This window comes from Marinobacter sp. (genome assembly GCF_041687235.1).
In the GTDB taxonomy this organism is placed as follows: domain Bacteria; phylum Pseudomonadota; class Gammaproteobacteria; order Pseudomonadales; family Oleiphilaceae; genus Marinobacter.
This window is the reverse complement of the sequence record NZ_JAWLCH010000009.1, coordinates 88,336-113,166: the sequence shown is the minus strand read 5'-3', so window position 1 is coordinate 113,166 and position 24,831 is coordinate 88,336. Positions and strand designations below refer to the sequence as shown.

Here is a 24,831-nt window from a genome sequence, read left to right as displayed (position 1 = left end):
ATTGTCCTTACTCATAGCGAAGCGCCTCCGCCGGATCTACCCTGGAGGCCCGCCAGGCCGGATAGATGGTTGCCAGTAAACTCATGGCAAGACCGGCCCCGCTGATTATGAAAACGTCCTGCCACTGAAGTTGGGAAGGCAGGTAGCTGATAAAATAGACGTCGGCACTCAAAAACTGGTGGCCAAGCGCGCCCTCAAGCCAGGAGATAAAGGCACTGATGTTCAGTGCCCCGAAAACGCCCAAAGCGGTGCCAACAATGGTCCCGAAGACGCCAATGACCGCCCCCTGAACAATGAAGATCCGCATGATCCGGCCCGGCGTTGCCCCCATGGTCCGGAGAATGGCGATATCGCCGGTTTTATCCGTAACCACCATCACGAGCGTGGACACAATGTTGAAGGCGGCTACGGCGACAATAAACATCAATAGCAGGCCAATCATGGTTTTCTCCATACGGATAGCCTGGAACAGATTGCCGTGGGTCCGGGTCCAGTCGGATACGTAGAACCTTCCGCCAAGCTCCTCAGCCGCCTCACGTGACACCCTGGGCGCTGCGAACAGGTCGTCCACCAGCAGGCGGATGCCCTCTGCCTTGCCCCCGGTCCGCATGAGCTTGGCTGCATCGTCCATATGGATCAGGGTGTAGTTGCCATCCAGCTCGGCACCCACGCTGAAAACCCCTTTAACCGTAAACCGTTTGAGCCTGGGGAGAACGCCAGCAGGCGTTACCGAAGCCTCTGGCAAAACGACTGTCACCTTGTCCCCAACCTGAAGCCCCAGGCTGGAGGCCATCAGACGACCGATGATGATGCCGAATTCACCGGACACCAGATCGTCCAGCCCGCCTTCGATCATGTGATTTTCGATGATGGAAACGGTGCGCTCTTCTTCGGGCAGGATACCGTTCAGCATCACACCACGAACGTTTCCGCCACCGGTCACCATACCCTGCCCCTGAATGAAGGGAGCTGCTGCCAACACACGGGGGTGCAGCTGCACCCGGGTATCAACGGATTGCCAATCCTCCAGAGGGCCAGCACCCTGGATCGTGGCATGGGGCACCATCCCGAGAATTCTCTGCTTGAGTTCCCGATCAAAGCCATTCATGACTGACAGTACGATAATCAGAACCGCGACACCGAGCATCAGCCCGATCATGGAGGTCAGGGAAATAAAAGATATGAAGTGGTTACGGCGTTTGGCAGCCGTGTATCGCAAGCCAATGTAAAACGATAAGGGTCTGAACATGGAGAGGTGCCTGTTGCTACCTTCAGGTCTGTCGTGGTCTGGTTTTCCCGAGTACCTTCCAGCACGGAGGGAAACTGCTAAACTGTTCTATACCAATAAAAATTCAGCCATTCGGAGCCGAGATGCAGTCATCCGATATCCAAAGCGAACCGGCGGATTACTCTCCCGAACGCCGGGACTTTTTCCGCATTGAAGACCGGATCGGCCTGGAGATCCGCAAGCTGGCGCCGGGCACGCCTATGGACAGGGATGTCTTCAACGGCGACCACCTTGAAAGCCTGAAAGCTGAATTCAGACGGCTGGACCAGGACGTAAAATCCCAGCTTGCCAGCCTCGCCGAAAAAGACCGGCTGCTTACCGGACTGATCAAGTCCCTGAACGGCAAGCTGGATACGCTTGCGCGCATTATGGCCTTTGAGCAAAATCCGTTGCAACCTGAGGACTGGCAGGAAGTGACCCTGAGTGAGGGGGGCCTGTCCTTCTCAAGCAGTACCCCTGCCTGGCAGCCGGGCGACCGGCTCGCTGTCCGTATGACCCTCCCGCCCGAACTTTACCAGCCCCAGGCGATTGCCAGTGTGCTTGAAGTAAACCCCGATTCATCAGGCGGAGCAAGGGTCCACACCGAATTTGCCCGGATTGATGACAGCGATCGCCAGCAAATCGCACGGCATGTGATGCGGTGGCAGATTCGACAGCGCCAAAAAGAGTAGACTGGGGAAAAACGGGTGACTTTTGCTAGTCTTTTTCGGATATTACGCTTTATCCATGTCCTTTTGAGGACGCCAGTATTCATGGAGACCCATCAATGAGAAAAAACAAAACCCTGTTCGGCGCGCTGGCAGTAACGACTTCTCTGGCCTTTTTTCAGATACCTACCGTGGTGGCCGAAGAAGTCCGCGTTCCGGTCGGCGAGCAATCGGATCGCGACCAGGCCAGCTTCCCGGCTTCTGGCATGAGCCAGTCGTCAGTGCGGGCCTCCTGGGGGGCTCCCATGGAGATTCAGGGCCCGGTGGGCGAGCCACCCATAAGCCAATGGCATTATCAGAACTTCGTCGTATATTTTGAGGGCGACCGGGTTATCCATACCGTTCTCAAGCAGAATCGCTGAAGGCCCCGGGGGCCCTCTCAGGCCGAAAAATTCCCTTCTCATGTCCTGACGTTCAACCGACCGTTGGTTAGAATGGCGTCTTTTATGATTCAAGGTGGCGTAGTGACAACCAAACGAGTGTTGCCCGCAGAGTGGGCGCCCCAGAGCGCCATAATGCTGACCTGGCCCCATCCGGGAACCGACTGGGCAGATGTGATCGATAAAGTGGAACCGGTGTTTCTGAATATTGCTCAGGCTGTACTTCGATACGAACATCTCGTGGTGAGTTGTGAACATGTTGTACGCCTTCAGGAGCTGGAGCGGGATCTCAATCGCTACGCCGAGGAAAACGGCCTCCCGGGCCGTGTGAAATCGGTTCCGGCGCCAGCAAACGATACCTGGGCAAGGGACCACGGGCCAATTACCGTTGTCACTGAAGACGGGCCTGCACTGCTGGATTTCCGGTTCAACGCCTGGGGTGGAAAATTCCCCTTCGAAAAGGACGACGCACTGAACAGGCACCTGCTAAATGCTGGCGTATTCGGCACAACCACCATGCAACAGGTGGACTTTGTACTGGAGGGCGGATCCTTCGAATCCGATGGCTCCGGCACCCTGCTGACCACTTCCGAGTGCCTGCTGACGCCGACCCGGAATCCCTCCATGGATCGCACCGCGATTGAACGGCTGCTGTCAGAGGTGCTGGGGATCAGCCGGATTCTCTGGCTGAACCATGGCTACCTGGCCGGAGACGACACCGACAGCCACATAGATACCCTGGCCAGATTCTGCGCCCCGGACCACATCTGTTATGTGGCCTGCCCGGATGTGGCCGATGAGCACTACAGCGCTCTGGCTGCCATGGAGGAAGAACTCCAGGAATTCCGTCAGGCCGACGGCTCGCCCTACAAACTGACGGCTTTGCCTTGGCCCGATGCAATTCATGACGAAGACGGTGAACGCCTGCCCGCCACCTACGCGAACTTCCTGATTCTTAACGGGGCGGTGCTGCTGCCGGTCTACGGCGTAACACAGGATAAAGATGCCATCGCCGTCATGAAGGACATTTTTCCGACCCGGGACATCGTTCCGATCGATTGCCGGCCCTTGATTTACCAGCATGGCAGCCTTCACTGTGTCACCATGCAAATACCCGCCGGAGTCGTCACCTGATGAGCAGTGGAGCACGCAAAAGCCAGATCAATATCGCCGCCATCCAACAGGCCTGTAGCAGCGACAAGGCTGCGAGCCTTGCGGTTACTGAAAAGCTGGTGCGGGAGGCTGTAGCCGGTAGCGCGGACCTTGTCGTTCTGCAAGAACTTCACGCCACCCTGTACTTTTGCCAGACCGAAGACACCTCTGTTTTCGAACTGGCAGAGCCGATTCCCGGCCCCACCAGCCAGCGTTTGTCTGACCTGGCCCGCGAGCTGGGTGTCGTCCTGGTTGGCTCGATCTTTGAGCGGCGCATGAACGGCGTTTACCACAATACCGCCGTGGTGTTTGAAAACGACGGCTCCATGGCCGGGCTATATCGGAAAATGCACATCCCGGACGACCCGGGTTTCTACGAGAAATTCTACTTCACTCCCGGCGATGCCCAGTTCAACGACGGTCGCAGCGGATTTACCCCCATTGACACCTCGGCAGGCAGGCTCGGGGTTCTCGTATGCTGGGACCAATGGTATCCCGAGGCCGCCCGCCTGATGGCCCTTGCGGGCGCCGAGATACTGATATACCCCACCGCTATCGGCTGGGACATAACGGATGATCCTGAGGAGCAGGCACGTCAGCTGGACGCATGGATCACCGTGCAGCGAGGCCATGCGGTTGCCAATAACCTGCCGGTGGTTGCACCGAACCGTGTGGGCACCGAACCGGATCCTTCCGGGCACACCGATGGTATTCGATTCTGGGGTAACAGCTTCATTTGTGGCCCCCAGGGTGAATTCCTGGCACGGGGCGATGACAGCTCCGAGTGCATTCTGGCAGTGAGCCTTGATCGCGATCGAAGTGAATCGGTTCGCCGTATCTGGCCGTATCTGAGAGACCGCCGAATCGATGCCTACGGCGACATCCTGAAACGCGTGAGGGACTGAGCCCGGAATGAAAAAACTGGTCGATACCGTAGTCAGTGAACTGAACCAGATACTTCTTGGCAAGGACCAACAGGTAAGGCTTGCCCTTTGCGGGCTGCTGGCCCGCGGGCACCTGCTGATCGAAGATATCCCCGGCATGGGCAAGACCACCCTCTCCCATGCCCTGGCCAAAGTGATGGGCCTGAGTTATCAGCGCATTCAGTTCACCAATGACCTGCTGCCGGCGGATGTGCTCGGCTACTCCATGTACGACAAGCAAGCAGGCAGTCTGGTTTTCCACCCTGGTCCCATTTTCGCCCAGGTGGTGCTGGCCGATGAGATCAATCGGGCCTCACCGAGAACACAAAGCGCCCTGCTTGAAGCCATGGAGGAACGCCAGGTATCCATTGAGGGGGAAACCCGCCCACTTCCCCACCCGTTTTTCGTGATTGCCACCCAGAACCCCATCGAACAGGGCGGCACTTACCCCCTGCCCGAGTCTCAACTGGACCGGTTCCTCATGCGCCTGCGCCTCGGCTATCCGGACCCCAGGGCGGAACGGGAACTGCTTGAAGGTGAAGACCGGCGAGTGATGACCGAGAAACTCCCGACCCTGCTCTCCCAGGAGGATCTCAGGACCCTTCAGGAGGGCGTCACCCGGGTAACTGCCAGCCCCGCCTTGCTGGATTATGTACAACGGCTGTTGGAACAAAGCCGCCGAATGCCCGGCCTTCTCTACGGCCTCTCGCCCCGGGCCGGGCTGGGACTGGTTCGTGCAGCCAGGGCCTGGGCGCTGATGGAGGGAAGGCACCACGTACTGCCGGACGACATCCAGGCTGTATTTCCGGCAGTGGCGGAGCATCGTCTTGAACAGGGCGAATCCGGCAAGAGTGCAGAACGCGTGCGCCAGCTCCTGGCAACGGTTTCCGTGCTTGAGTAAATAGCAAGGTTTTATAAGCGGAATTGGCCAAAACGAATGGCAGACCGCGTCTTTCATGTTAGCCTTTCCACCTTTCCCCGAAGAGTCTGGCCCTGAAACCGGGCCCGGCAACGTACGGTTTTTTTTCAGTGAGAGAATCTTCAATGAGCGACACCAAACATTCCCGACTGATCATCCTCGGTTCCGGCCCTGCTGGCTACACCGCTGCCGTCTACGCAGCCCGCGCCAACCTGAACCCGACCCTGATTACCGGTATTGAAGTCGGCGGCCAGCTCACCACTACCACCGACGTGGACAACTGGCCCGGCGACAACGACGGCGTACAGGGCCCTGAACTCATGCAGCGCATGCTCAAGCACGCCGAACGCTTCGAAACCAGCATCGTCTACGACACTATCAACGAAGCCGACCTCCACAGCCGCCCCTTCCGCCTGAAGGGCGACGGCGGCGAATACACCTGCGACGCCCTGATCATCGCCACCGGCGCCTCTGCCATGTACCTCGGTCTCGAATCCGAAGAGAAGTTCAAAGGCCAGGGCGTCTCCGCCTGCGCCACCTGCGACGGCTTCTTTTACAAGAAACAGAAAGTCGCCGTCATCGGCGGCGGCAACACCGCCGTTGAAGAGGCCCTTTACCTCTCCAACATCGCCGACGAAGTCACCCTGGTACACCGCCGCGACAGCCTGCGCGCCGAGAAGATCCTCCAGGACAAACTGTTTGAAAAAGCCGAAAACGGCAACGTCAACATCGTCTGGGACCACACCCTCGATGAAGTCCTGGGCGACGGCACCGGCGTCACCGGCATGCGCATCAAGAGTACCAAAGACGGCTCAACCCGGGAAATGGACCTGGCCGGCGTATTCATCGCCATCGGCCACAAGCCCAACACCGACCTGTTCCAGGGCCAGTTGGACATGGAAAACGGCTACATTCGCATCCGCTCCGGCCTCGAAGGCATGGCCACCCAGAGCAGCATCCCCGGCGTTTTTGCCGCCGGCGACGTAGCCGATCACGTCTACCGCCAGGCCGTTACCTCCGCCGGCTTCGGCTGCATGGCCGCCCTGGATGCTGAAAAGTTTCTGGATCAACAGGATTGATCTAGTCTTTTAGAAGGCGACACGGAAGCTGATCGAGGCCGGGAGGACCAGTCTTATAAAACTGTGCGGAGCCAGGGATGGCGGAGCCAAGCCTACAGGGATGTATTTACGGCGTGTTTTAGAAGACTGGTCCTCCCGGGCGCGACTCCCAAGCCCGTTAGCAAAAAGATCAACGCGAACTAGGCAGTAAAAACCGGAGAAGGATGACCTCACTACCCTGGCTAGACCCGGATCAACTCTGGTTCCCCCCCGCCAACGAAGCCCTGGACGACCCGGACGGCCTCCTGGCCCTCGGCGGCGACCTGTCCACCGACCGACTCATCCTGGCCTACCGGAACGGCATCTTCCCCTGGTACAGCGACGACCAGCCTATACTCTGGTGGTCACCGAATCCCAGGTGCGTACTATTCCCGAATGAAATCCACGTGTCCCGGAGCCTGCGTCGCGACCTGAACCAGCAACGCTTCCGGGTAACGGCCGACAGACACTTTGGACGGATTATCCGGTTATGCGCCTCCACCCGGGCTGAAGGCACCTGGATAACCGAAGAGATGATTGCCAGCTATTCGGAGCTGCACCGCATGGGAGTGGCTCATTCAATAGAAATCTGGAACCGGCGCGGTGAACTGGCCGGAGGCATGTACGGCCTGGCCATTGGCCGATGCTTCTTTGGCGAATCCATGTTCTCCCTGGAAACCAACGCCTCCAAGGTCCTGATGGTCCACCTGGCAAACCAGCTGGAAACCTGGGGCTACCGGATCATGGACTGCCAGGTCGAAAGCCGACACCTCCTGACGATGGGCGCACGGACTATTCCCCGGGAAGAGTTTTTATCTATACTCAGAATGAGCATCGACCAGGAACCGGAACAGACCGACTGGACCTTCCACTGGCATTGGCCCGGGCCGGAGGCATGAATGAGCAATCTCAGAACCCTGGTGTTCTTCGCAACACCCCCGCACGATTGCAGCTACCTGCCAGACCGCGAGGCAACCACCATGTTTGTGGATCCGCGGGCCCATATCGACAAAAAACTCTACAGCCAGCTAACCGCCCTCGGCTTCCGCCGCAGCGGATCGCACTATTACCGACCCCACTGCGAACAGTGCAACGCCTGCATACCTGTTCGCCTGAAAGTCGACGATTTCAGGCCTGATCGAAGCCAGAGGCGGGTACTTCGGAAAAACGAAGACCTGGAGTGCACAATGGTGCCGGCCACCTTCGCGGAAAGGTACTATCAGCTTTACGCGACCTACATTGAGCAGCGGCATAAAGACGGAGACATGTATCCGCCCTCCAGGGAACAGTTCACCTCATTCCTGGTGGAAGGCGCTACCGATTCCTGGTTTCTGGAAATCCGTAAAGACAATCAGCTGGTTGGGCTGGCCGCCGTGGACCTGTTGGACGATGGCCTCTCCGCTATTTACACCGTGTTCCACCCTGAACTGGAGGACCGGAGTCTGGGCACATTCGCTATCCTCTGGCAAATTGAGGAAGCGCGCCGCAGAGGATTACCTCACTTGTACCTGGGCTACTGGATTAAGCAGTGCCGAAAAATGAATTACAAAACCCGCTTTCGCCCAATCGAGGCACTTCGAGACGGTCACTGGCGAGAACTGAACCCGGGCTAACTTTGCCAAACGCCGATAAATCAGGCAGAATTGCGCAATTTAAAATTACGAGAAGCATATCCAAACGAGGTTTCTACTGAATGCCGAAATCAGATGCCATTGAAATGGAAGGCGTTATTATCGATACCCTTCCAAACACCATGTTCCGCGTTGAGCTCAGCAACGGTCATGTTGTGACAGCTCACATCTCCGGCAAGATGCGCAAGAACTACATCCGCATCCTGACAGGTGACAAGGTCAAGGTTGAGCTCACTCCCTACGACCTGAGCAAGGGCCGCATTGTTTATCGCGCCCGTTGATGCTCCCGTGACATCTGAAAGCCCCTTCGGGGGCTTTTTTCGTTAGGGCCTAAAAAAACCGCTGCCGGTTGCCCGGACAGCGGTTTTCCTTGCTCAAGTATTTCAGACAGCCTCTGCAGGCTCGTCCTCGTAATCGAACACCAGCTCGTCATCACGGAGGTGGATGAACACATCCCCGCCCTTCTCTGACAGGCGACCAAACAGAATCTGCTCTGCCAGGGGCCGTTTGATCCTGTCCTGAATCAGACGGGACATCGGACGGGCGCCCATAGTGACGTCATAACCCTTCTCGGCCAGCCAGGCCTTCGCGTCGTCATCCACATGCAGAACCACATGCTTCTCGTCCAGTTGCGCCTGCAGCTCGGTCAGGAACTTGTCCACCACGTGGGTGATGGTGTCCATCTGAAGATCGCCAAACTGGATGATACCGTCAAGACGGTTTCGGAATTCCGGCGTGAACGTCTTGCTGATAATTTCCATACCGTCCGTGCTGTGATCCTGCTCGCTGAAGCCGATGGAGCGACGGGCCATGCTTTCGGCGCCGGCGTTGGTGGTCATCACCAGGATCACGTGGCGGAAGTCCGCCTTTCGGCCGTTGTTATCGGTCAGGGTGCCATGGTCCATGACCTGCAGCAGCAGGTTGAAGACTTCCGGATGCGCCTTCTCGATTTCATCCAGCAGAAGCACACAGTGCGGATGCTTGTTGACCGATTCCGTCAACAGGCCGCCCTGATCGTAGCCGACGTAGCCCGGAGGCGCACCGATCAGCCGCGACACAGTGTGGCGCTCCATGTACTCGGACATGTCAAACCGCACCAGTTCGATGCCCAGGACCTTGGCCAACTGCTTGGTAACCTCGGTTTTACCGACACCGGTCGGACCTGCGAACAGGAAAGCACCCTCAGGCTTCTCGGGCGACTTCAGTCCGGCACGGGCCAGCTTGATGGCGGTGGACAGCGACTCGATGGCCGGATCCTGACCAAAGACGGTCATCTTGAGGTCCCGCTCCAGGTTCCGCAGCAGATCCTTGTCGCTGGTGGAGACGTTTTTCGGCGGAATACGGGCAATGTTGGCGACCACGTCCTCGATTTCGGTGACGTCTATGGTCTTCTTCCGCTTGCCTTCGGGCTGCAGCCTCTGCCTTGCACCGGCTTCGTCAATCACATCGATGGCCTTGTCCGGCAAATGACGGTCAGTAATGTACCGGTCAGCCAGCTCTGCCGCGACACGCAGGGCCTTGTCCGTGTATTTCAGATCGTGATGCTTCTCGAAGTTGGGTTTGAGGCCCTTCAGTATCTGATAGGTATCCTCAACACTGGGCTCGTTCACATCGATTTTCTGGAACCGGCGCGCCAGGGCACTGTCTTTTTCAAAAATACCCCGGAACTCCTGGAATGTTGTAGAACCAATGCACCGGATTTCGCCGGAACTGAGCATGGGTTTCAGCAGATTCGAGGCGTCCATTACACCACCGGAAGCAGATCCTGCCCCGATAATGGTGTGAATCTCATCTATGAACAGAATCGCGTGATTTTCTTTCTTAAGTTCGGCAAGCAACCCTTTGAGGCGCTTCTCGAAATCGCCGCGATACTTTGTTCCGGCAAGCAAAGCCCCGAGATCCAGCGAATAGACCACGGCATCGGAAATGATGTCGGGGACCTGGCCATCAACAATCCGTTTGGCAAGCCCTTCCGCAATGGCGGTCTTGCCGACACCGGCTTCCCCGACCAGCAAGGGGTTATTCTTGCGGCGGCGGACAAGAATCTGAACAACCCGCTCAACCTCGTGTTCACGTCCGATCAGCGGATCAATCCGGCCCTGGCGGGCCTGCTCATTCAGATTGGTTGCGTAGCTTTCCAGAGGTTTGGACTGCCCTCCTTCCTCGCCAGCTTCATCGTGGGATGCCTGATCGTGACTCTCCTGATCCTCCGCACCCTGAACGCGGGAGATGCCGTGAGACACGAAATTGACCACGTCAATCCTGGCAATGCTCTGTTTCTTGAGCACATACACGGCCTGGCTTTCCTGCTCGCTGAAAATGGCCACCAGCACATTGGCGCCGGTCACCTCTTTCTTGCCCGAGGACTGCACATGGAAAACCGCGCGCTGAAGCACCCGCTGGAATCCCAGCGTGGGCTGCGTTTCCCGCTCACTGTCACTGCTCGGAATCAGTGGCGTGGTTGAATCCACAAACTCGACAAGCTCTTCCTGAAGCCTCTTGAGGTCTGCACCACAGGCTTTCAGAACGCCCACCGCCGATTCATTATCCAGTAGGGCCAGCAACAGATGCTCCACAGTCATGAACTCATGACGCTTGTCCCGGGCACTCTTGAAGGCCGTATTCAGCGTAATTTCTAGATCTTTGCTCAGCATGGGCCACCCCAACGTCTTTCAGTCCGCACGTTCAATCTCGCAAAGGAGCGGATGTTCGCATTCCGAGGAATACTGGTTCACCTGTGCCGCCTTTGTTTCCGCGATGTCCCGGGTATATACCCCGCATACAGCTTTTCCCTGTGTATGGACGAGCAGCATCACCTGCGTCGCCTTTTCCTCATTCATTCCGAAGAACTTCATCAACACGTCCACGACGAAATCCATGGGTGTGTAGTCATCGTTCAAAAGCACCACCCTGTATCGCGCCGGGCGCTTGAGAGCAGGCTTTTCGGGAGCAACGCTGAGGTCATCCTGTCGCCCCGGTTGTTCGTCCTCCCCCTGATTGAATACTAGTAGAGAATTTTCGATAGTCCGCATCATTCCTTACCGGTTTATCGGTGCTCCTGTTAAATGTGGATGTCCGCCCCGGGGTTTTCAAGCAGGGCGTGAGATATTTATCAATACGAACATGATACCGCTTCCAGACTGCGTTCAACCACACATTCCGGGTACAGAAACTATTGACTCGCTGCAATGATTGGCCGAAAGTGAAGATGCATTGTAAAATAATGTAAATCCATGCAAGGTTTATGTAACTGGATTCGGACCGGCAGTGCGACGGCGCCGATAGGCAAACAAAAGATCAACAAGAATAGTGACAGCAAAAGAACAGGGGAGTTCATCATGCCAAGAGGCAAGGTCAAGTGGTTCAACAATGCCAAAGGGTACGGATTCATCATCGAGGATGGCTGCAGTGACGACCTGTTTGCGCACTTCTCTTCGGTGCAAATGGACGGCTACAAGACTCTGAAAGCCGGCCAGCCCGTAACTTTTGACAAAAAGCCCAGCGACAAGGGCATTCACGCCGTCAACATCATTCCTGAAGAGCAGCCTGCCAGCAAGGCACAGGCTGGAGCCGGGAGCGACTCAGCCAGTGAGTCAGGACAACAGGAGTCGGGCCGGGACGGTTATCCGCCCCGTGCAGTAAACGCCTGATCGGTTCTGGCCCTGGTACCACCCTCACCCACCGGTCTTCCGCTGGTGGGCTCCTCTTTTTTTGCCCAGAAACCGTGCGCCAGGCCATCGGTAGCCGTGTGGCTTTGCCAGTCCCGCTCTTTGCAGTACCCTGCACTCTCCAAGGCAATCGGAATTCCGGGAACGCACCAGCGCATGGCAGACCTCGTACTTTTCAACAAACCCTTTCAGGTTCTGAGCCAGTTTACCGATGACAGGGCCCAGAACGGTGAGGCGCCCCGCGCTACCCTGGCAGATTACCTGCGGATTCCGGGCGTATACCCGGCCGGCCGCCTGGACTACGATTCGGAAGGTCTGCTTCTGCTGACCGCCGAGGGTGCCCTGCAACACCGGATTGCCTCGCCCACGCTCAAGATGCCCAAAACCTACTGGGCACAGGTAGAAGGCGACATTTCCGACGAGGCACTGAATCACCTGGCATCCGGGGTCGAGCTGAAAGATGGCCTCACCCGACCCGCAAAGGCCGCAAGAATGCCCGCCCCGACGGTCTGGCCAAGAGTGCCACCGGTGCGCCATCGCGACAGCGTTCCAACAAGCTGGATTGAACTTACCATTACCGAAGGCAAAAACCGGCAGGTCCGGCGCATGACCGCCGCCGTTGGCTTCCCGACACTCAGACTGATCCGATACCGGATTGGCGACTGGACGCTGGACGGCCTGGATTCAGGTGCCTACCGGACTATAACCGTTAATCTTCCTGCTCCAGCAAAATCTCCCCGCCGCCGCAGTGCCGCCGGCGCCCGACCCAGGAGAAACCGGAAATCATGACCTGGACACCCCACGCCACCGTGGCCGTTATTGTTGAGGATGGCGCCGACCGCTACCTTATGGTTGAGGAAATCAGCGGCGGCAACGTTGTTTTCAACCAGCCCGCAGGCCATGTCGAGGAGGACGAAGCCATTCTGGATGCCGTTCGGCGGGAAGCTCTGGAAGAAACTGGCTGGGACATAGAACCGTTACACTTTCTTGGCATCTACACCTACAAGGCGCCCGCCAACGGGGTTACCTACTACCGTTTCTGTTATGCCGCCCGGGCTCGCACCCGACTTACCGAGCAGCTGGACGATGGCATCATCGCCGCCCACTGGCTGACCCTGGATGAAATTCGCGCGCTGGGCGATAAACTGCGCAGCCCGCTGGTACTCCAGTGCATAGAAGATTACCGAAACGGTCGGCAATACCCGCTGGACGTGGTGGTGGATGCGCAGACGGCGCCTCCGGAAAGATGATAAACTTTCGGTTTTTTAGCCGGTAACGAAGCTGTCATGACCAACGCACCCGAAGCTCCCCCTTCAAACAGCACAGCCAACACCCGAGTCATCGTCGGCATGTCCGGCGGCGTGGATTCGTCCGTGGCCGCCTGGCTCCTCAAGGACCAGGGGTACCAGGTTGAAGGCCTGTTCATGAAGAACTGGGACGAGGATGACGGCACCGAATACTGCACCGCCATGACGGACCTGGCGGACGCCCAGGCCGTCGCCGAGGCCATCGGCATCAAGCTGCACACCGCCAGTTTCGCGGCTGAATACTGGGATCGGGTGTTTGAACACTTCCTTTCCGAGTACCAGGCCGGGCGTACGCCGAATCCCGACATCCTTTGCAACAAGGAAGTGAAGTTCCGGGCTTTCCTGGATTACGCCATTACTCTCGGCGCCGACTATATCGCCACCGGCCACTATGCCCGTCAACGACCAATTGCCGACGCCCCGGGCAAGGCCCAACTTCTGAAAGGGCTGGATCCCAACAAGGATCAGAGCTATTTCCTGCATGCGGTTTCCGGCGACCGCATTGCGCGAACACTGTTCCCGGTAGGCGAGCTGGAGAAACCCGAAGTGCGTCGTATTGCCGAACAGCAGGGTTTCGTCACCCACGACAAAAAAGATTCCACCGGTATCTGCTTTATTGGCGAGCGCAAGTTCAAGGATTTCCTGAAACAATACCTTCCGGCCCAGCCAGGCGATATCGAAACACCGGATGGCCAGAAAATTGGCCGGCACCAGGGCCTGATGTATCACACCATTGGCCAGCGTCAGGGGCTGGGCATAGGCGGCCTCAGCGAATTCGGGGACGAGCCCTGGTACGTGGCGGAGAAAGATCTCACGCGCAATGTCCTGATTGCTGTTCAGGGCAAACATCATCCCCTGCTCTTTTCCCGGGGCCTGGTATCGGGACCGATTGACTGGGTCGCTGGCGAGCCACCTGCGGAGGCATTCCGCTGCAAGGCCAAAACCCGTTACCGGCAGCCGGACCAGGATTGCGAGGTTGTCGTGATCCAGGGCGGTGTTCGGGTGGACTTTGACGACGCCCAGCGCGCTGTCACCCCTGGCCAATCTGTCGTTTTCTACGATGGCGACGTATGCCTCGGCGGCGGCGTCATTGAAGAGACCTGGCGGGACGGCGACCCCCTGCCAGCCCGCCTGACCGGAACCCGGCCGCAGGAAGAAACCGCATGAGCCGCTCCCTCAAGGATCAGACCCTGGCCCTTGCCGGCGTTTTTCAGGCCGCACAACTGGTGCAGCAAATTGCCCATAACGGCCAGTGCAACGGAGCCAGCCTGGAAACCTCCATACGCTCCCTGTTCGCCACCAATCCCGAGCAGACGCTGGACGTCTACGGTGGCGAACTGCGAGATATTCGCGAAGGGCTGGTCACCCTTTCCTCAGTGCTCAGCCAGCAGAGCCGACAGCAGGACATCGAAGTTCTGCGCTATGCCCTCAATCTTGTCCATTTGGAGTCCAAGCTGAACCGCCGTTCCGACATGCTGGACGTGATCGGCAGCCGGATTGAGCGGGCAAGGCACACCGCGAGCCATTTCGGATACACCCACCCTAATCTGATCAGCAACCTGGCGTCGGTCTATGCCGACACGATCAGCACGTTTCGCATGCGCATCCAGGTTAGTGGCAATCCGTCCGTCCTTCAGCAGGAGGAAAACGCCGCGAAAGTGCGCGCCCTTTTGCTTGCGGGCATTCGCTCCGCCGTACTTTGGCGCCAAACGGGCGGCCGCCGTTGGCAACTGATCCTTGCCCGGAAAAAGGTTATCCGGCTCGCCAGGGAACTGGCCGAGGAAGCCAATCGCTCCCTGTACCACTGACACCGCTGATTCAGTGCCTGTGGTGGTGTATGATGTGCACCCCTTATTTTCTTTTGATCCGATTCTTTGATGACTTGAGAGGTTTTCGATGGAACTCACCGCCCTGACCGCCATTTCCCCGGTCGACGGACGCTATGGCAGCAAGGTCAGCGTCTTCCGTGAAATTTTCAGTGAATATGGCCTGATCAGGAACCGCGTAACCGTCGAGATCCGCTGGCTGCAGAAACTGGCCGCTCACCCCGGCGTCACCGAGGTACCGGCCTTTTCCGAAGAGGCAAACGGGGTTCTGGACCGCCTGGTTGCGGAATTCAGCCTGGAAGACGCCGAGCGCATCAAAGAAATCGAGCGCACCACCAATCACGACGTGAAAGCGGTGGAATACTTTATCAAAGAGAAAATTGCCAGCGTTCCGGAACTGCATGCAGTAACCGAATTTGTCCACTTTGCCTGCACCTCCGAAGATATCAACAACCTGTCCCATGGCCTGATGCTACGGGAAGGTCTGGACCACGGCTTGCTGCCGGCCATGGACCGGGTCGTTGACAAGCTCGCCCAACTGGCCCACGACCATGCCGAGCAGCCGATGCTGTCCCGCACCCACGGCCAGACCGCGTCCCCCACCACCGTGGGCAAGGAGTTGGCGAACGTCGTTCATCGCCTTCGCCGGCAGGTAAAACAGATCCGGGGAACAGAGCTTCTGGGCAAGATCAATGGCGCCGTTGGCAACTACAACGCCCACCTTTCTGCCTATCCCGAGATCGACTGGGCCCTCAACGCCCGGGAATTCATCGAAAGCCTCGGCCTCGACTGGAACCCCTACACTACTCAGATTGAGCCACACGATTACATTGCCGAGCTCTACGATGCCATCGCCCGTTTCAACACCATTCTGATCGATCTGGACCGGGACATCTGGGGCTATATTTCCCTCGGCTACTTCAAGCAGAAAACGGTGGAAGGCGAAGTGGGCTCCTCAACCATGCCCCACAAGGTCAACCCGATTGATTTCGAAAACTCCGAGGGCAATCTGGGCATCGCCAATGCGCTGTTCAGCCACCTCTCCGCCAAGCTGCCCATTTCGCGCTGGCAGCGGGATCTGACCGACTCCACCGTACTGCGCAATCTGGGCGTTGGCTTTGCCCACAGCCTGATCGCCTACGAAGCTACACTGAAAGGCCTGAGCAAACTTGAAATCAACCCGGCTCGCCTGGATGAAGACCTGGACCATGCCTGGGAAGTGCTTGCCGAGCCGATCCAGACCGTGATGCGTCGTTACAATATTGAAAAACCCTATGAAAAGCTGAAGGCATTGACCCGCGGCAAGGCAATGACGCCGGAAGTGATCAAGAATTTCGTGGAGAGCCTCGACATTCCTGAGCAGGCCAAAGCCGAGCTGATGGCCCTGACTCCGGGCCGTTACATCGGCAACGCAGTCGATCAGGCACAAAACATCTGAAACCGGGAGTACACCCATGGACATGCTTGGCGGACTGACACCCTCTGAATTTCTGCGGGATTACTGGCAGAAAAAGCCTCTGGTGATCCGCCAGGCCTTCCCCGGCTTCCAGTGCCCGGTCAGTGCCGATGAGCTGGCCGGTCTGGCCTGTGAAGAAGGCGTTGAGTCCCGGATTGTCATTGAAAACGACGATGGCAAGCCCTGGCAGCTGCACAATGGCCCCTTCTCGCCGGACCGGTTCAGTTCCCTGCCCGAGCAGGACTGGACGTTGCTGGTGCAGGGGCTGGACCACTGGGTGCCGGACATTGCCGATCTGCTGGAGCACTTCCGGTTCATTCCCAACTGGCGCCTGGATGACATCATGGCCAGCTTTGCCCCGAAAGGTGGCAGCGTCGGCCCCCACTACGACCAGTACGATGTATTCCTGCTCCAGGCCCAGGGTCATCGCCGATGGACCTTTGGAGGTCATTGCGACCATACCTCCCCCCGGGTGGAGGGCACCCCGCTCCGCATTCTGAGCAGTTGGGATGGCGAAGAAACCGTTACCCTGGCACCTGGTGACATGCTGTACCTGCCCCCCGGCATCGGCCACCATGGTGTGGCCGAGGACGACTGCATTACGTTATCTGTCGGGTTCCGGGCACCCACCATGGACGATATCCTCACGGGCTTCACCGACTTCCTGTGCAGCCAGTCCGACGCGGCCGATCATCTGAATGATCCGGATCTTCAGGTCCAGGACAACCCGGGCACCATTCAACCCGATGTGGTTGACCGCCTTGAGAATATTATCCGGGAAAAACTCGGAGACCGACGGCAACTGGCCCTCTGGTTTGGCCAGTACTCAACCGCGCCCAAGAGCATGGACATTGTTGTTCCCGCCGAGGAGCCGGCGTCGACTGAGGATGTTGCCGAAGCCATTCATTCGGACGAGCAGTTGCGCTGGAACGAAGGCTCCCGTTTCGCCTACTACGACTTTCCCAGTGAAACCGCCCTGTTTGTCGATGGCGAGCAGTTCCTGCTCAAGGGCGATGCCCGACCGCTGGCTCCGCTGCTGTGTTCCGCCGCCCGCGTGGACATGGTCGCCCTGGCCCGCTTTGCCGAAGATGACGCGTTGCTTGGGCTTCTGACCACGCTCTACAATCAGGGCTCTGTTTACTTCGAATAGGCATTATGAACATTCGGTTTCGCAAATACAGCTGGCAACTGGCCCCGGCATCTATCCGGGATATTCGCCAGCAGGTGTTTATTGAGGAACAGAAAGTCCCCCCGGAGCTGGAGTGGGATGAAACCGACGAAATTGCCGATCACTACCTCGCCGTGCTCCCGGACAACACCCCCGCCGGGGTAGCCCGGCTGTTTTCGACCCTCGAAGAAACCGGCCATATCGGGCGCATGGCGATTTTGCCCCGGTATCGGGGACAGGGCATCGGGGAAGCACTACTGAGGCACCTGGTGGCAGAATCCGCCGACCGGTTTTCCGAGCTCAGGCTGTCCGCACAGGAACACGCCATTCCCTTCTACCAGCGATCAGGCTTCCATGTCTGCTCGGGCGTTTATGACGACGCCGGCATTCCCCACTTTGACATGCGTTGCCTGGCGCCGGATCTTGCCGCCGAGCCCCTTGGCGGCAGGGACCAGCCAATGATTCTGGGCAGCGATACGGATTCCTGGCTGTTCGATACCGAGGCCCGGCTTCTGAACCTGATGGACTCCGTGGTTGGCCAGGCCGGCCAGCGCATCTGGCTGTACGATCGGCTGCTCGACCATGACCTGTATGACCGGCACCGCTTCCGGGAACTGATATCCGCGCTTGCCCGCAGGCACCGACTCAGTGAGGTAAGGTTGCTGATCCACGACGACAAGCCCCTGGTGAAGCGCCGCCATACGCTGGTGGAACTGATGCGACGGCTTCCGAGCCGTATGGAGCTCAGGCTGGTCAACGAGGATTACCCGGTTGAGGACCAGCCCTTTATCCTGGCCGATCGGGAAGGTGTGGTGTACCGGCATGACTTCTACAAACCCGAAGGTTTTGCCAAGTTCTCGGACAGCGGCCGGGTAAAGCTGCTGTCTGAAAATTTCCAGCGTATGTGGGATGCGGCGCGCCCTTCCCTGGAACTCCGGGAACTACCGCTCTGAGTGATGGGCCTGGGGCGCGTCCGGCGCTTCAAACCTGGCCCCGAACGGCGCAAACTCGGTATCTACCTCGGTAGCCACCTCGGCAATCAGCTTGCGCAGCCATTGGTGATCCGCATTGTGCTGCAACAGCGGGCTCCAGGCCATTTTCAGTTCAAACGGCGGGATCTCGAACGGCGGTACCTTCACCACCAGATTCGGGTTGTCTTTCTGCAGCCAGGCTGCCCGGGAAGGAAGAGTCGCAATCAGATCATGTTGCTCCGCCAGTAGCATAGCCACCTGATAATGCCGGGTGAACACCGAGATCTGGCGCTTGCGCCCCATTCTCGACAGGGCTTCGTCTACCCACCCCAGCCGCTGGACATCCTTGGGGTTTACCCCCACACCAACGCCAAACCCGGTCTTGCTGACCCAGATGTGGCTGGCGTCCAGGTAGGTATCGAGAGTAAAGGGCTCTTTAAGCACCGGATTCCGGGCATTCATCAGGCAGGCGAAATACTCGGTCCAGAGGGTCTTCTGGTGAAACGACTGGGGGATCTTGTCAAACCGGTTGATGGCCATGTCGAGACGGCCCTGCTCCACATCCAGAAAGCTGACATCACTGGGCGTGAGCACGTCCAGTGTGACGTGGGGGGCTTCCTGCCGGATTCGCCGCAAAACCCGCGGCATCAGACAGGATTCCGCATAATCACTGGCCATGATCCGGAACACGCGCTGGCTTTCGAGTGCCGAAAACGGTGTCTTTTCCTGCACCGCCTGTTCAATATCCGACAGAATTCCCCGCACCAGCGGTTGCAGTTCCCGCGCGCGCTCCGTTGCCGTCATGCCCTCACTGGTGCGTACCAGAAGCGGGTCGCTGAACAGGTCGCGCAACCGCCTCAGGCCATTGCTCATGGCAGGCTGGGTGATTCCCAGGTGGTTGGCGGCCTTGGTGACGTTCCGCTCGCGCAACAACACATCGAGATAGACGAGCAGGTTCAGATCAACACGGGAAATATCCACAGCAACTCCGGAAAGCCAGTAAATACGCTGGATAGCCTGGGCCATTCACGGGAACAATATACATGATACCGATGATTCACGTAATCAATCCGCGACACGAACTTTCACATTTGAACAAGGATCTGTTTCGGTATTTCTGCTAGTCTTTCGGATACTTGCTGAATAATATCGGTATTTTGAGGCCGGTTCACAGACCCGCCATCATTTGATCCTGAAGCCGGAGTCGTTACTGACAAAATGGATACCACTACGATCGTCCTTCTGCTGGCGGCTATCGTTACCGTCTCGATTGTCATTATTGTGCTCAGTCAGATGCGTGAGCGCGCCCGGATTGAACGGGCACGGAAGATTACGGCCCAGGAAGACGCCTATAACAGAGCCAATCGTCTGCTGACCGAAATTCCCGGCCAGTATCTGACGGCCGATCTGAAACTGCTCTTGATCAAACGCATGGAAGAAGCCTGTACGGAGCTTGCCGGCCTGAAGTCCAACCTGCCAGTCAAAGAGTGGCAGAACTCTGCAGCCGAACTGAAAACACAGATCATCGAAAAGCGGGACACCACCACTCCGGTCAAGATTGATTCCGCCGAAAAATCCAATTACGTCAAGGAATTGCTTCAGAATCTGTTCAAGATGATCGAAGCCATGCACAAGAGTGGGCGTATTGATTCGGCCACGGCGAAGAAAAACCTCAAGTACGTGCTCTTTCTCGTTCACAAGACCCACGCGGACCTGCACGTGTTTCAGGCCAGGGATTACGTGCGTCAGAACCAGATCCGCAAGGCCATTCATGCCTATCACCTGGCCAGCACGGAAATGGGCAAGTCCCGTGATAACCCCCTTGCCATGAAAGCGGTCAAAAGCTTCCGGACCCGCATCAAGGAACTGGAGGCCATGAGCGCGGAGGGCAAAGAGAGCCCACAGGGAGAATCCAAGCTGGATCGTGAGTGGGATACCTTCCTCCACGACGACGAGTGGAAGAAAAAGGCTGACTACGACGACTGAAGGCACAGATCGGGTCATCATTCCAGGCCCGCCAACAGGGACAGTGCATACCCGTGACCAAGGGCTTCAAGAAACGACTTTCCTATCGACTGACTCGAGACACGGTGCTGGTTGCCATGGCCCTCGGGCTTGTGCTCAATGTCGTCCAGATTACCCTGGATTACTTCAGCGCCAGGCAATCGATGGAAGAAGAGATTCATGCGCTGATCGATATCAGCAACAGCCCGGCCTCCCAGATTGCCTACAACATCGATGTCAGACTGGCGGAAGAGTTACTTGATGGCCTGCTCCGTCACCCCGCCACCATAGATGCCAGGATTACGGATAACGATGAAGAGACCATGGCTGCATCCAGCAAGAGCAGTCCGGAGTCGCCCTACCGATGGATCAGCGATCTGCTGTTCGGATCTGACCGGGTGTTTCGGCAGCAACTGCAGGTGCCCCAGCTTGAGGACCTGCCACTCGGGCACCTGATCGTCACCATCGACACTTATCACTACGGCGCGCAATTCCTGCAGCGGGCCGGATACACGCTGATCACCGGGCTGCTGAAAAGCCTGATCCTATCGGCCGCGTTGCTGGCCATTTTCTATTTTGTGCTGACGCGCCCGATGCTCAATGTAATCAGCGCTCTCAGCCAGGTCCGCGCCAGCTCACCGGAGAAAGTCAGGCTTCCGATACCGGCAAACCACCGGGAAGACGAGATCGGAACCATGGTAGGCATCATCAATCAGCATCTGGAAACCATCGATTCCAGCCTTGCGCAACTCCGGCACGCCGAAAGCACCATGAAGAACTACTCAACCCAGCTTGAGCAGGAAGTGGCGGACCGCACCCGGGAAATTTCTGAAAAGAACGAAGCCCTGCAACGAGGCAACCGCGCATTGGTGAAAGCCAAGGAAGATGCCGTCCGACGGGCCCGGGCAAGGGCGAATTTCCTGGCCAGTATGAGTCACGAGATCCGCACCCCTCTCAATGGCGTCCTGGGCATGCTTGGCCTGGCCCTTGAAGGCGAACTGGACCCGGCTCAGCGTAACCGAATGGAAATCGCCCTGAACGCAGGCGAGAGCCTGCTCGGCCTGCTGAACGACATTCTGGACATTTCGAAAGTGGAGGCCGGCAAGCTCAGCCTGGAGAACATCCCGTTCAGCGTCCGGCACCTGATCGAGGAATGCGCAACCCTCCACGCACAACAGGCACGACGGAAGCTGATTCATCTGGTGACCGAGATAGACCCGGACTTACCGGAACACTTTCTCGGAGATCCCACGCGGGTCCGACAAGTGCTCAATAACCTGCTGAGCAACGCCATCAAGTTTACCGACGAGGGCAGCGTGAGAATTCGGGCCGGTTACTCAGGAGGCAGTCTCAGAATTGATGTGGTGGATACCGGGATCGGCATGTCCAACGAGGGACTTCACCGGATTTTCTCACCCTTCTCCCAGGCCGATGTGGACACCACCCGACTTTACGGAGGCACCGGACTCGGCCTGACGCTATGCCGCCAGCTGGTGGAACGTATGCATGGACAGATTCTGGTGGACTCCCGGGAGGGTAAAGGCACCCACTTCACGGTTACCCTGCCCTTACCTGTCCACGAAATCGGCGGCGACCATGAGCCACCTGAGGTGAACGGCAGGCTCAAAGACATCGGCATCGCCATGGCCATTCCCCCGGAAAGCCCGCACCGTTCTCCGATCGAGGCTCAGCTCAGGCAATGGGGCATTCCGATCCGGGGCGCAAGCCGACATCCGGACGGCATTCTCCTGGCGCTGGCAAGCGCTGACGATGAAGAAGCCCTCGCCTTTGCTGCCGGCTGGCAAGGCGCCGGAGTGATCCTTGCGGACTTTACCGGGACTCTGCCGCCCGCCAGGGGCCGACAACAGCTTCTGTCGCTGCCGTTACGGCGGGATGAACTACTTCGATGCCTTGGCCTGGCGGCTGGTCTGGTTACCGAGGATGAGCGGCTCGCTCCTGAGGCGACGACCAAAGACCTGGCCTCAACCGAGCAACCTCTGGCGATCCTTCTGGTTGAGGACAATCAGGTCAACCAACTGGTGGCAAGCAGTCTGCTGAAAAAACTGGGGCACCGGACTGATCACGCCGAAAACGGTCTCAAGGCCATACAGGCACTGGAGAAGCACCACTATGACCTGGTGCTGATGGATTGCCAGATGCCGGTCATGGACGGTTACGAGGCCACCCAGCGGATTCGACAGAATCCGGCATGGAAGGATCTGCCCATTATTGCGGTTACGGCCAATGTGATGCAGGGCGACCGCGAGGATTGCCTTGCATCAGGCATGAACGATTACATTACCAAGCCCTACAAACGCGAGGAACTTCGCGCGATGATTGATCGCTGGCGCCCAATTCGCTCTTCGGAGACGTCAGGCCGGTAGCAGCTTCTCGATGTCGGCCCGGATATCCTCGGGTTTTGTCGTGGGCGGGTAGCGACGAACAACCTGGCCATCCGGCCCCACCAGAAACTTGGTGAAGTTCCACTTCACCTTTTCAGACCCCATGAGCCCCCTGGCTTCACGCTTGAGAAACCGAAACAGCGGATGGGCGCCATCACCATTGACGTCAATCTTGGAAAACATCGGGAAATCCACGCCATAGTTGAGACTGCAGAACTGACTGATCGCATTCTCGTCGCCCGGATCCTGGTTGAGGAACTGGTTGCAGGGAAAACCCAGGACTTCGAAGCCTTTGCCCCCAAGCTCGCTGTGCAGGGATTGCAGACCTTCGAATTGTGGTGTGAAACCGCATTTACTGGCGGTGTTCACGATCAGGAGCACCTTGCCCTTATACTCTGCCATGCTCTGTTCGTTACCGTTGATATCACGCACTTTAAAATCGTATACCGTCTCGCCAGCCATTGGCTTCTCCTTCCAATCCGGTGTGTTTGACGCCCATCCATTGTTCACATTGCAGACCAGAAAACCATGGCATTGCAGGCTGTACCGGCCACATTTTTAAAAACCGGTTCAGGTTTGTGACCTAAATCTGCCTTACAACGCCACAATTCATCATAATTCCCCTGTTGCCGCTGCCCTTCGCTCCGCTAGAATAAAGGCCTGTCGTGTTGGCAGGCGCCATTTTTCGATCTCAAAAGAAGGACGTCAGGGTCTTATGCAGAACTACTACAAATCCGCCAAGCTGGATAACGTGTGTTATGAAATACGTGGCGTAGTTCTGCGGGAAGCGCGTCGACTGGAAGAAGAAGGCCATCGGGTACTCAAGCTCAATATCGGCAACCCTGCCGCGTTCGAGCTGGATGTGCCGGAAGAGATCCAGCAGGATGTCATCTACAACATGCATCTGGCCCAGGGCTATGTGGAATCGAAGGGGCTGTTCTCCGCCCGAAAGGCGGTCATGCACTATTGCCAGCAAAGGGGCATCGACAAGGTCGATATCGACGATATCTTTCTGGGCAATGGTGTCAGCGAGCTGATCGTCATGACCATGCAAGCCATGCTCAACACCGGTGACGAAGTGCTCATCCCGGCTCCTGACTATCCCCTGTGGACAGCAGCGGTTACGCTTTCCAGCGGCAAGCCTGTGCACTACCGCTGCGACGAGCAACAGGACTGGTTCCCGGATATCGATGACATCCGCAAGAAAATTACCCGTCGGACCCGTGCAATTGTCCTGATCAACCCCAACAATCCCACCGGGGCCGTCTATTCGAAAGAGCTTCTGGAACAGGTGATCGAACTGGCCCGGAAACACAACCTGATCATCCTGTCCGACGAAATCTACGACAAGATTCTCTACGATGGCACCCAGCACATCTCCACTGCCTCATTGGCCGACGATGTGCTGTTTTTTACCTACAACGGCCTCTCCAAGAACTACCGGGCGGCGGGTTACCGTTCGGGATGGATGATCATCAGCGGCGCCAAACACCGAGCCAAGGATCTGATCGAAGGCATTGAAATGCTCTCCAACATGCGCCTGTGCGCCAATGTACCGGCCCAGTTGGCGATCCAGACGGCGCTGGGAGGTTACCAGTCCATCAACGATCTGGTAGCCCCGGGCGGGCGCCTGTACGAACAGAGGGAAACCGCCTGGCGAATGCTCAACGACATTCCGGGGGTAAGCTGCGTCAAACCACAGGGTGCGCTTTACCTGTTCCCGAAACTGGACCCAAAGCACTTTCCGATTGTGAATGATGAAAAGCTGGTTCTCGACCTGCTTCTGCAGGAAAAAATCCTTCTGGTGCAAGGCTCCGCATTCAACATTGACGACAAGCAGCACCTGCGAGTGGTGTTCCTGCCCCGGGAGGATACCCTGGAGGACGCCATGGGGCGGCTCGGAAATTTCCTTGGCAAATACCAGCAATAACG

The 24,831-nt window shown here is 57.7% G+C and carries 25 protein-coding genes; 20 read left to right on the top strand and 5 right to left on the bottom strand.

Annotated elements, in window-relative coordinates; all coding sequences use genetic code 11:
* Positions 1 to 7 precede the first annotated feature (7 nt).
* The gene (locus tag ACESMK_RS13670) at positions 8 to 1,249 is read right to left on the bottom strand and encodes a lipoprotein-releasing ABC transporter permease subunit (protein ID WP_372999725.1); all 1,242 of its coding nucleotides are present in this window, start codon (positions 1,247 to 1,249) and stop codon (positions 8 to 10) included.
* A 122-nt stretch (positions 1,250 to 1,371) separates the two neighbouring features.
* Here ACESMK_RS13670 and ACESMK_RS13665 point away from each other — a divergent pair, with 122 nt between their 5' ends.
* From ACESMK_RS13665 to infA, 9 genes are all read left to right on the top strand, one after another.
* Positions 1,372 to 1,959, top strand: a complete 588-nt coding sequence (locus ACESMK_RS13665; protein ID WP_372999722.1) for a PilZ domain-containing protein — start codon at positions 1,372 to 1,374, stop codon at positions 1,957 to 1,959.
* A gap of 95 nt (positions 1,960 to 2,054) precedes the next feature.
* Entirely contained in the window at positions 2,055 to 2,357 is a 303-nt protein-coding gene (locus ACESMK_RS13660; RefSeq protein WP_372999719.1) for a hypothetical protein, read from the top strand.
* 102 nt (positions 2,358 to 2,459) lie between these two features.
* Positions 2,460 to 3,509 (top strand): agmatine/peptidylarginine deiminase, encoded by a 1,050-nt coding sequence (locus tag ACESMK_RS13655; RefSeq protein WP_372999716.1) that lies wholly within the window; start codon positions 2,460 to 2,462, stop codon positions 3,507 to 3,509.
* A complete protein-coding gene (locus ACESMK_RS13650) occupies positions 3,509 to 4,432 on the top strand; it encodes a carbon-nitrogen hydrolase (protein WP_372999713.1) in 924 nt (307 codons plus the stop codon). The genes ACESMK_RS13655 and ACESMK_RS13650 overlap by 1 nt, the downstream gene beginning before the upstream one ends.
* A 7-nt stretch (positions 4,433 to 4,439) precedes the next feature.
* Positions 4,440 to 5,351, top strand: a complete 912-nt coding sequence (locus tag ACESMK_RS13645; RefSeq protein WP_372999710.1) for an AAA family ATPase — start codon at positions 4,440 to 4,442, stop codon at positions 5,349 to 5,351.
* A gap of 143 nt (positions 5,352 to 5,494) precedes the next feature.
* The gene (gene trxB, locus ACESMK_RS13640) at positions 5,495 to 6,448 is read left to right on the top strand and encodes a thioredoxin-disulfide reductase (protein ID WP_372999707.1); all 954 of its coding nucleotides are present in this window, start codon (positions 5,495 to 5,497) and stop codon (positions 6,446 to 6,448) included.
* A 203-nt stretch (positions 6,449 to 6,651) separates the two neighbouring features.
* A complete protein-coding gene (gene aat / locus ACESMK_RS13635) occupies positions 6,652 to 7,365 on the top strand; it encodes a leucyl/phenylalanyl-tRNA--protein transferase (RefSeq protein ID WP_372999704.1) in 714 nt (237 codons plus the stop codon).
* Positions 7,366 to 8,079: an arginyltransferase gene (locus ACESMK_RS13630; RefSeq protein ID WP_372999701.1), complete on the top strand. Its 714-nt coding sequence runs from the start codon at positions 7,366 to 7,368 to the stop codon at positions 8,077 to 8,079.
* Positions 8,080 to 8,159: 80 nt separating this feature from the next.
* Complete coding sequence (gene infA / locus ACESMK_RS13625) at positions 8,160 to 8,378, top strand: translation initiation factor IF-1 (protein ID WP_008169200.1); 219 nt, start codon at positions 8,160 to 8,162, stop codon at positions 8,376 to 8,378.
* Between the two features lie 102 nt (positions 8,379 to 8,480).
* Here infA and clpA read toward each other — a convergent pair whose 3' ends face one another.
* Positions 8,481 to 10,751, bottom strand: a complete 2,271-nt coding sequence (gene clpA, locus ACESMK_RS13620) for an ATP-dependent Clp protease ATP-binding subunit ClpA (RefSeq protein ID WP_372999697.1) — start codon at positions 10,749 to 10,751, stop codon at positions 8,481 to 8,483.
* Between the two features lie 18 nt (positions 10,752 to 10,769).
* Positions 10,770 to 11,129, bottom strand: coding sequence for an ATP-dependent Clp protease adapter ClpS (gene clpS, locus ACESMK_RS13615; RefSeq protein WP_008169202.1), 360 nt, complete (start codon positions 11,127 to 11,129; stop codon positions 10,770 to 10,772).
* Between the two features lie 306 nt (positions 11,130 to 11,435).
* Here clpS and ACESMK_RS13610 point away from each other — a divergent pair, with 306 nt between their 5' ends.
* From ACESMK_RS13610 to ACESMK_RS13575, 8 genes are all read left to right on the top strand, one after another.
* The gene (locus ACESMK_RS13610) at positions 11,436 to 11,747 is read left to right on the top strand and encodes a cold shock domain-containing protein (protein WP_372999694.1); all 312 of its coding nucleotides are present in this window, start codon (positions 11,436 to 11,438) and stop codon (positions 11,745 to 11,747) included.
* Between the two features lie 174 nt (positions 11,748 to 11,921).
* Positions 11,922 to 12,554, top strand: coding sequence for a pseudouridine synthase (locus ACESMK_RS13605; protein WP_372999691.1), 633 nt, complete (start codon positions 11,922 to 11,924; stop codon positions 12,552 to 12,554).
* Complete coding sequence (locus ACESMK_RS13600; protein WP_372999688.1) at positions 12,551 to 13,015, top strand: NUDIX hydrolase; 465 nt, start codon at positions 12,551 to 12,553, stop codon at positions 13,013 to 13,015. The genes ACESMK_RS13605 and ACESMK_RS13600 overlap by 4 nt, the downstream gene beginning before the upstream one ends.
* Before the next feature lie 36 nt (positions 13,016 to 13,051).
* A complete protein-coding gene (gene mnmA / locus ACESMK_RS13595) occupies positions 13,052 to 14,239 on the top strand; it encodes a tRNA 2-thiouridine(34) synthase MnmA (RefSeq protein ID WP_372999685.1) in 1,188 nt (395 codons plus the stop codon).
* Positions 14,236 to 14,880: a high frequency lysogenization protein HflD gene (hflD, locus tag ACESMK_RS13590; protein WP_372999682.1), complete on the top strand. Its 645-nt coding sequence runs from the start codon at positions 14,236 to 14,238 to the stop codon at positions 14,878 to 14,880. The genes mnmA and hflD overlap by 4 nt, the downstream gene beginning before the upstream one ends.
* Before the next feature lie 88 nt (positions 14,881 to 14,968).
* The gene (purB, locus tag ACESMK_RS13585) at positions 14,969 to 16,336 is read left to right on the top strand and encodes an adenylosuccinate lyase (RefSeq protein WP_372999680.1); all 1,368 of its coding nucleotides are present in this window, start codon (positions 14,969 to 14,971) and stop codon (positions 16,334 to 16,336) included.
* Positions 16,337 to 16,352: 16 nt separating this feature from the next.
* On the top strand, positions 16,353 to 17,504 hold the full coding sequence (locus tag ACESMK_RS13580) for a JmjC domain-containing protein (protein ID WP_372999677.1): 1,152 nt from the start codon (positions 16,353 to 16,355) through the stop codon (positions 17,502 to 17,504).
* A 5-nt stretch (positions 17,505 to 17,509) separates the two neighbouring features.
* The gene (locus tag ACESMK_RS13575; RefSeq protein WP_372999675.1) at positions 17,510 to 18,475 is read left to right on the top strand and encodes a GNAT family N-acetyltransferase; all 966 of its coding nucleotides are present in this window, start codon (positions 17,510 to 17,512) and stop codon (positions 18,473 to 18,475) included.
* On the opposite strand, the gene ACESMK_RS13570 is transcribed toward ACESMK_RS13575, so the two are convergent.
* Positions 18,464 to 19,474, bottom strand: a complete 1,011-nt coding sequence (locus ACESMK_RS13570; RefSeq protein WP_372999672.1) for a LysR family transcriptional regulator — start codon at positions 19,472 to 19,474, stop codon at positions 18,464 to 18,466. The two genes, ACESMK_RS13575 and ACESMK_RS13570, sit on opposite strands and share 12 nt — an antisense overlap.
* Positions 19,475 to 19,711: 237 nt before the next feature.
* Here ACESMK_RS13570 and ACESMK_RS13565 point away from each other — a divergent pair, with 237 nt between their 5' ends.
* On the top strand, positions 19,712 to 20,479 hold the full coding sequence (locus ACESMK_RS13565) for a hypothetical protein (protein ID WP_372999669.1): 768 nt from the start codon (positions 19,712 to 19,714) through the stop codon (positions 20,477 to 20,479).
* A gap of 53 nt (positions 20,480 to 20,532) precedes the next feature.
* A complete protein-coding gene (locus ACESMK_RS13560; RefSeq protein ID WP_411289512.1) occupies positions 20,533 to 22,881 on the top strand; it encodes an ATP-binding protein in 2,349 nt (782 codons plus the stop codon).
* On the opposite strand, the gene ACESMK_RS13555 is transcribed toward ACESMK_RS13560, so the two are convergent.
* The gene (locus ACESMK_RS13555; protein ID WP_372999667.1) at positions 22,870 to 23,361 is read right to left on the bottom strand and encodes a glutathione peroxidase; all 492 of its coding nucleotides are present in this window, start codon (positions 23,359 to 23,361) and stop codon (positions 22,870 to 22,872) included. The two genes, ACESMK_RS13560 and ACESMK_RS13555, sit on opposite strands and share 12 nt — an antisense overlap.
* Before the next feature lie 253 nt (positions 23,362 to 23,614).
* On the opposite strand from ACESMK_RS13555, the gene ACESMK_RS13550 reads away from it, so the two are divergent.
* Positions 23,615 to 24,829, top strand: a complete 1,215-nt coding sequence (locus ACESMK_RS13550; RefSeq protein WP_372999664.1) for a pyridoxal phosphate-dependent aminotransferase — start codon at positions 23,615 to 23,617, stop codon at positions 24,827 to 24,829.
* Positions 24,830 to 24,831 lie beyond the last annotated feature (2 nt).